Annotated in this window: 5 protein-coding genes and 2 pseudogenes; 6 read left to right on the forward strand and 1 reads right to left on the reverse strand. The window is 41.7% G+C overall.

The genetic code is table 11. The annotated features are described in order from the left end of the window. Window positions 1-554 precede the first annotated feature (554 nt). Both ACOTXT_RS22020 and ACOTXT_RS22025 read left to right on the forward strand, forming a co-directional pair. Complete coding sequence (locus ACOTXT_RS22020; RefSeq protein ID WP_219371876.1) at window positions 555-704, forward strand: hypothetical protein; 150 nt, start codon at window positions 555-557, stop codon at window positions 702-704. Between the two features lie 383 nt (window positions 705-1,087). Further along, on the forward strand, window positions 1,088-1,456 hold the full coding sequence (locus ACOTXT_RS22025; protein ID WP_219371875.1) for a hypothetical protein: 369 nt from the start codon (window positions 1,088-1,090) through the stop codon (window positions 1,454-1,456). Between the two features lie 366 nt (window positions 1,457-1,822). Here the strand turns inward: ACOTXT_RS22025 and ACOTXT_RS22030 are convergent. Beyond that, window positions 1,823-2,062 (reverse strand): annotated as a pseudogene (locus tag ACOTXT_RS22030) (hypothetical protein); the annotation flags it as partial. 1,030 nt (window positions 2,063-3,092) lie between these two features. Here ACOTXT_RS22030 and ACOTXT_RS22035 point away from each other — a divergent pair. The 4 genes and pseudogenes from ACOTXT_RS22035 to ACOTXT_RS22050 form a co-directional block, all read left to right on the forward strand. After that, complete coding sequence (locus ACOTXT_RS22035; RefSeq protein ID WP_375336467.1) at window positions 3,093-3,266, forward strand: hypothetical protein; 174 nt, start codon at window positions 3,093-3,095, stop codon at window positions 3,264-3,266. Continuing rightward, window positions 3,253-3,345, forward strand: a pseudogene (locus tag ACOTXT_RS22040) (transcriptional regulator); the annotation flags it as partial. The gene ACOTXT_RS22035 and the pseudogene ACOTXT_RS22040, both read left to right, overlap by 14 nt. A 198-nt stretch (window positions 3,346-3,543) precedes the next feature. Beyond that, the gene (locus tag ACOTXT_RS22045) at window positions 3,544-4,455 is read left to right on the forward strand and encodes a replication initiation protein (RefSeq protein ID WP_333166564.1); all 912 of its coding nucleotides are present in this window, start codon (window positions 3,544-3,546) and stop codon (window positions 4,453-4,455) included. A 153-nt stretch (window positions 4,456-4,608) separates the two neighbouring features. Further along, on the forward strand, window positions 4,609-6,503 hold a 1,895-nt coding region (locus ACOTXT_RS22050; protein ID WP_421625455.1), incomplete at its 3' end, for a phosphoethanolamine transferase.

Below are 6,503 nucleotides of genomic sequence, written 5' to 3' on the forward strand. Positions count from 1 at the left end.
AGTATGGTATTAGTGTTAAAGCTAAAAAAAGAGAAAATATTGAAATGTATCTAGGTTATATAAATAACGAAAATAAAGCTTATATATGTACTAATCATGCGCCACTGATACGCGAATTCGGACAATAATTGCAACGCTCTGTCATCATGACAGTGGAGAATGTAGGCGGAAGGGGTAACTACCGATAGGCTATCCCATTCCTCCTACCACAGATGAGCGAGTAACATGAAGTAACGGCAGTTAACTGAAGTCGTACGATACCAGATAGGACTGTTGTTTGGTGAGAAGATTAGTCTGACTGAGATCAGTAAGCGTGTTGGCATCAGTAAATCTACATGTCATCCCTAGCATGGATCAGGTGAATTTTGCACTAAACAAAGCCTATATCAGATAACAGCCCTCTCCTAGACAGGGCTGTTACTTTGCCGTAACCACAGAATCTGTCATACTACACTACCGCCTAAGTCAGTATACACTCCGCTAGCGCTACGTGACTGGTTTAGGGCTGCGCCCCGAAACCCGCTAACCACCTCTCAGCTACTGGATATCACCCCATGCCATCTGAACATGATGAACAACGGGATGCTGCTGATACGCAGCTTCCCGGCGAGTATGACCTTTTTGATTTAATGGCGAAGGTTACTGAAGAGAACCTGCACGCCCCGGTGGATTTTGGGCCGCCTGTCGGCCGGGAAGCGTTATAGCTTTTTCGCTTACCCGCGTACGTGGTAATACGCCGGTATTACATCTTATTTCTTTATTTTCATGTGATTACAGGTGGTTGTAATACGTTGCGTATTACATAAATAAACGGGAACTTCAGTTTTTACCTTTTAATTCATGCAATTGCGATGAAAATCGCGGTTGCGTATGGTGTATGACCATTTAAGGGATAATGTAACCTGACTTTTAAAGAATGAATCTATCTTTGGCAGCGCATGAGATCGATAAAAAGCGTTCCACATCAGGCGGTTCATGTATCCATGAACCGGAAAGGACAACAATAAGACAATTGTAAGACATTTTTTGCGTTTTACTCTTATTTTTGGACTATTATGAGACAAATGTAAGACATTGTGGGCGGTATATGGCGAATTTTAACCCTGGTCCAAGAACAGCCATTGCAGCTGTCAGGGATTCCAAGAACGATATAGAAACCTGGAAGAAAAATGGTATTCGTAGGGAAGAGATTGTGACTGTGCTGAATGAACGTTACGGCCTGAATATCTCACTGGTTGCGTTTGATAAGGCTCTTTACAGATTGAGAAAAAGTACAGATGAACCGTCTCTTGCTGATGTGGATTCTGTGTCTGCTGCAGAAACGAATTTCTCTGAAGCCAGTGGGCCTGACAATGGTTTTTTTCTGTCCGGGAATGACTTCATGCGAGCAGAAGAAGAATCTCAAAGAGTGGTTGATTCATTCAGAGATAGCCTTAGCAGGAAGAAAGGATTCTGATTTTGAATTCTAAGTAGTGAAATAGTGGATCCTCTACTTGAAATTGTCGGATACCTGCAATTACCTACCGTGCCTCACGGCCACGCAATAAATTGCGTCCCCGTTCACCGTTTTCGGATGAGAAGAACGTCGAAAACAGGACTTCCACTGGCTGCACGGCGTGAAATTCTGCGCTATGCACTTGCGCGCATACTCATGCATGCCGTAAAAACAGAGCCTGCGCGTTTCTGGCGGGTTTTCGGGTGGTTTGTTGCCTGTTTTACCGGTTTCCCGTCAGAAACGCCCTGAGAGCCTCTGAGGCGGTGCACGCAACGGATGTTATGGTAAATCCAGCTGATTGGCAGGTACAAAAAAAGCCCCGCAGGGCTTTTTTGTACCTTTTCCTATCCCAAAATCACCCAGGAAACCTAATACGGTGCGCCCGTCAAATTCGCCGGTTTCCTCAATTTCTTGTTGTACACTGCGCGTTTTGGCGATTTCCAGAGCTACCGCTTTGCAATCCATTGCGGAAGATTCTGGACCGGTGACGTTCGCGGCCTGTGGATATTGCTTTGTTGCTCATCCTGCCATGATCAGCGCTGCCGATAGGATGAATATTTTTTTCAAAATTATCCTTATTTATTTAGGCATAGTTAAGAGATACCCATTTTATCGGCAGGAAATGAGGGTTTTTTAGTTGAATTTTGGGAGGGGCAAGGTTCCATATTGGTCGAGGATTCTGGAGCAGACCGGCAACGGCCAGCGCGGCTATGAGCCATGCGGTGGTTGAGCATAGAAAGGATCTTCTTGAGTTCCTTTTTTTCTACGCGTAATCTCTTGCTCTGAAAACGAAAAAACCACCTGGGGAGGTGGTTTTTCGAAGGTTAAGTCAGTTGGGGAACTGCTTAACCTGGTAACTGGCTTCAGCAGAGCGCAGATACCAAATACTGTCCTTCCAGTGTAGCCGTAGTTAGGCCACCACTTCAAGAACTCTATAGCACCACCTACATTAACTCGCTCTGCTAATCCTGTTACCAGTGGCTGCTGCCAGTGGCGCTTTGTCGTGTCTTTCCGGGTTGGACTCAAGACGATAGTTACCGGATAAGGCGCAGCAGTCGGACTGAACGGGGGGTTCGTGCATACAGTCCAGCTTGGAGCGAACTGCCTTCCCGGAACTGAGTGTCAGGCGTGGAATGAGACAAACGCGGCCATAACAGCGGAATGACACCGGTAAACCGAAAGGCAGGAACAGGAGAGCGCACGAGGGAGCCACCAGGGGGAAACGCCTGGTATCTTTAAGTCCTGTCGGGTTTCGCCACCACTGATTTGAGCGTCAGATTTCGTGATGCTTGTCAGGGGGGCGGAGCCTATGGAAAAACGGCTTTGTCGCGGCCCTATCGCTTCCCTGTTAAGTATTTTCCGGGTATCTTCTAGGACATCTCCGCCCCGTTCGTAAGCCATTTCCGCTCGCCGCAGTCGAACGACCGAGCGTAGCGAGTCAGTGAGCGAGGAAGCGGAATATATCCTGTATCACATATTCTGCTGACGCACTGGTGCCGCCTTTTTTGTCCTGCCACATGAAGCACTTTCTCACAGTGGTGCGCATTTTTTCTCAGCGGAGCCTATGGAGAAGCGAACGAAAGAAATCAAAATCCGCATGACCGAGACTGAGCATCAGCGTCTGCTTGAACGGTGTGACCGTATTCATCTTTCAGAGTGGTTGCGTCAGCTTGGTCTGGGAGAACATACGGCACGTAAACGACCTGTTCCTGAGGTTGCGCCCGAACTGCTTCGTCAGGTCAGTGGCATGGGCAATAACCGGACGCCGTAATCCGACAGGACTGGCCGCAAAAGTGCTGGCTACCATTCAGGTAAACCCGAAATTCTTTCATGAACTGGCGGCGCATTAAGCTGATTTGAAAGAAGAAATTCGACAGGAAAGGCCGTTCGCGTGTAACTTTAACGGCAGCAGAGAAAACAAAGCCCCGATAATCATGTATTCAACTTGGCGGAAGAGACATGATAAATCAGGGCCAGGTACGAAACCTAAGAAGGATACTAGCACATGAACTGTGCCAGACAACAGCCCGCCATAAGCGCAGGGCACATTGCGTAACGCAGCACTCGAACTTTTTAACGACCGCTTACCACACAAGCCGTACTTCTCGGATGATTTGTACTTTGGTGTGCGCATCGCAGGGAAAGAACGCGCTATTCTGGCGAAATACATCCAGTTCAATCAGCCTCACGCCATGTTCTGGCTGGGATTTGACGTTGACCGTATCGGCGCTGCCATTGACTGGAGCGACCGCAACGCTCCCGCACCTACACTGACCATCACCAATCCAGAAAACGGACACGCGCACCTGCTTTACGCGCTGGAAAGATCGATACGTACCGCGCCAGACGGAAAAATGAAGCCATTACGCTACGCAGCTGCTGTTGAGAATGCGCTACGTAAAAAATTGGGTGCTGACACGGGCTATTCGGAGCTAATTTTCAAGAATCCGAACCACAGTCACTGGAAAATTGCTGTATGGAAGCCTGAACTCTACAGACTAGACTGGTTAGCCGACTCACTCGACCTGAACGCCACGAACGACAAAGAAATTGTTGCTGACTATGGCTTAGGCAGGAACTGCACTCTGTTCGATAAGACCCGTAAGTGGGCGTATCGCGCAATCCGTCAGGGCTGGCCTGAGTATGATCAGTGGCTGAAAGCCTGTTACGAACGTACCTGTGCTTATAATCTGCAATTTCTAACCCCATTAGATGAAAATGAGGTGGCTGGAATAGCTAAAAGCATTGCTAAGTGGACTCATAAAAATTTTTCAGAGGAATCATTTTCAGATTTTGTACTGAAAACTCATACCTCCGAGTTGCAATCAAAACGAGGTCGTATTGGAGGAGCTATTGGAGGTAAAATATCTAAAGGAGGTGGACGACCATCACTGGGAGAACCATGGATTTCATTAGGCATTAGTAGGCGTAAGTTTTTTTATGACAAACGAAACAAGTAAGTGGATTTGTAAAATATTATCAGGGATGCTTGAGGTAAACATTATTGTGGCGTTGTTTAATAAATCAGATTCGAGGCTAACATCTCTGTAGCTGACAGCTTTTCAGAGAACTTACTATCTTTAGTTATTATTAATTGTTGAGATTTCAATCGGATGATTAAATTAAAAAAAACATTCATTTTATCAATATATTTCTTACTAATGAGTACCATACTTGCTTATGGTCTTGGTTACTTTAAAAAGCCAGGTGTCATATCATATATAATGATAGCTGGCTTTTTTATTTGCTACTTTGTTTCATCGAGGAGTAAATTATGCTCGATAATACTTTTTACTATATTCTCAATATCCTCGATTTATTTCCCAACAGGAATAACATATGGTCTTTTAAGTAAGGATATAATGCTTCCTCTTATTGGAACAAATTCCATGGAGATATTTGGTTATATACTTGCCATGAAGTACTATTTTGGAATTTCAATTCTATTTGTGATTTTAAATATACCATTTATTTTCATGAAAAAGAAAGGTGGAAGCTCGCTCGTATACATTTTTTTTATTTTTTTAATTTCTTTCGTGATGTACGGTTTCTCAAATTCAAATGTATATTTGAATGATCATGGGATAATTAGAGTTGCATTAAGGTCAATTATTGAGATAAATCATGACAATATTGATTTTTATAAAGAGCTAAATGATAATAGTAAATTAAAATCTGAGAGGTCAAATAAAAACTTTGATCCAGAGATTAGAATCTTAGTTATAGGGGAGTCAGTTCGTAGAGATTACATGTCTCTTTATGGTTACCCATATCAAACGACTCCTTACTTAGATTCATCAAATGGTATTTTTATTGATGGAATGACATCAGCTGCCCCAAATACAGAACAATCACTTGGCAGAGCTTTGTTTAAAACATATCCTGATCAAAATAAAATAGACCATGGCATAAATATCATCTCATTAGCAAAAAAAGCTGGGTATTTAACGTACTGGGTTAGTAATCAAGGTAGATCATCAAATGGTGATAGTAAGCTTTATAAATTATCAAAATTAGGCAATGAATCATACTTTATGAAAAAAGGAGATTTTCTTTCAAGCTATGAAGGCGATGAAGACATGCTCCCAATAATAGAAAAAATAGTCAGAAGCAATGATAATAAAAAGGTAATCATAATACATATGATGGGGTCACATGAACCAGTATGCTCAAGGCTAACAAATTTTACGCCTCAGTTCAAAATAAATAATGAAGCAGGATGCTATGTAGCCTCAATTGAGAAGCTTGATGGATTCATCAAAAATATAATAAGTATTGTTAATGGGAAAAGTTATAAATTAATGTATTTCTCAGATCATGGTTTGTATGTGGACAAGGATAAAATATTTCACGATGTAGACCTATATGATGAGTACCAAGTTCCTTTCTTTTATTTATCTTCAAATATGAAAAGTAGAGTTCTTCTTAATAAGAAAGTGAGTGGTTTGAATATATTGGATTTTTACGCATCATTTATAAATGTAAAAAGCAATTATACAGACAGCATTTATAATATTGAAGATTATAATAAAATACCAGAATCAAAAGATCCTATCATTTATTGGGTTAATTACAAAAAACTATCAGCACTACATAAAAAACAAAGACCTTTAAACCCAAGTTATATACTTGGACAAGATGGCATTAATGAGCATATTTTAAATATAAATAAACCGATTTCTGCGATAAATAATTGCATTGGCTACATTGATAACTATTCATATCTATACCCATCAAACAAATCAATTACTCTTACTCAAGGATGGATTGCATCAGTGCAAGATAAGAAACCCGTTATCGGTAGAGTGGGCTTGATTATTAATCATAATGGTAATTATTCTTTTATAGAAGGCTCAAGAGTAAAAAGAATCGATGTTTATAATGCGTTGAATAACCGAGACCCATCAAACATAGAGTATGGTATTAGTGTTAAAGCTAAAAAAAGAGAAAATATTGAAATGTATCTAGGTTATATAAATAACGAAAATAAAGCTTATATATGTACTAA

Source organism: Enterobacter cloacae complex sp. IR5422, assembly GCF_049238165.1.
In the GTDB taxonomy this organism is placed as follows: domain Bacteria; phylum Pseudomonadota; class Gammaproteobacteria; order Enterobacterales; family Enterobacteriaceae; genus Enterobacter; species Enterobacter roggenkampii.

Coding starts and splice junctions, on each gene's coding strand:
- ACOTXT_RS22020 (WP_219371876.1), top strand. CDS start 555: ATGCCATCTGAACATGATGAACAACGGGATGCTGCTGATACGCAGCTT.
- ACOTXT_RS22025 (WP_219371875.1), top strand. CDS start 1,088: ATGGCGAATTTTAACCCTGGTCCAAGAACAGCCATTGCAGCTGTCAGG.
- ACOTXT_RS22035 (WP_375336467.1), top strand. CDS start 3,093: ATGACCGAGACTGAGCATCAGCGTCTGCTTGAACGGTGTGACCGTATT.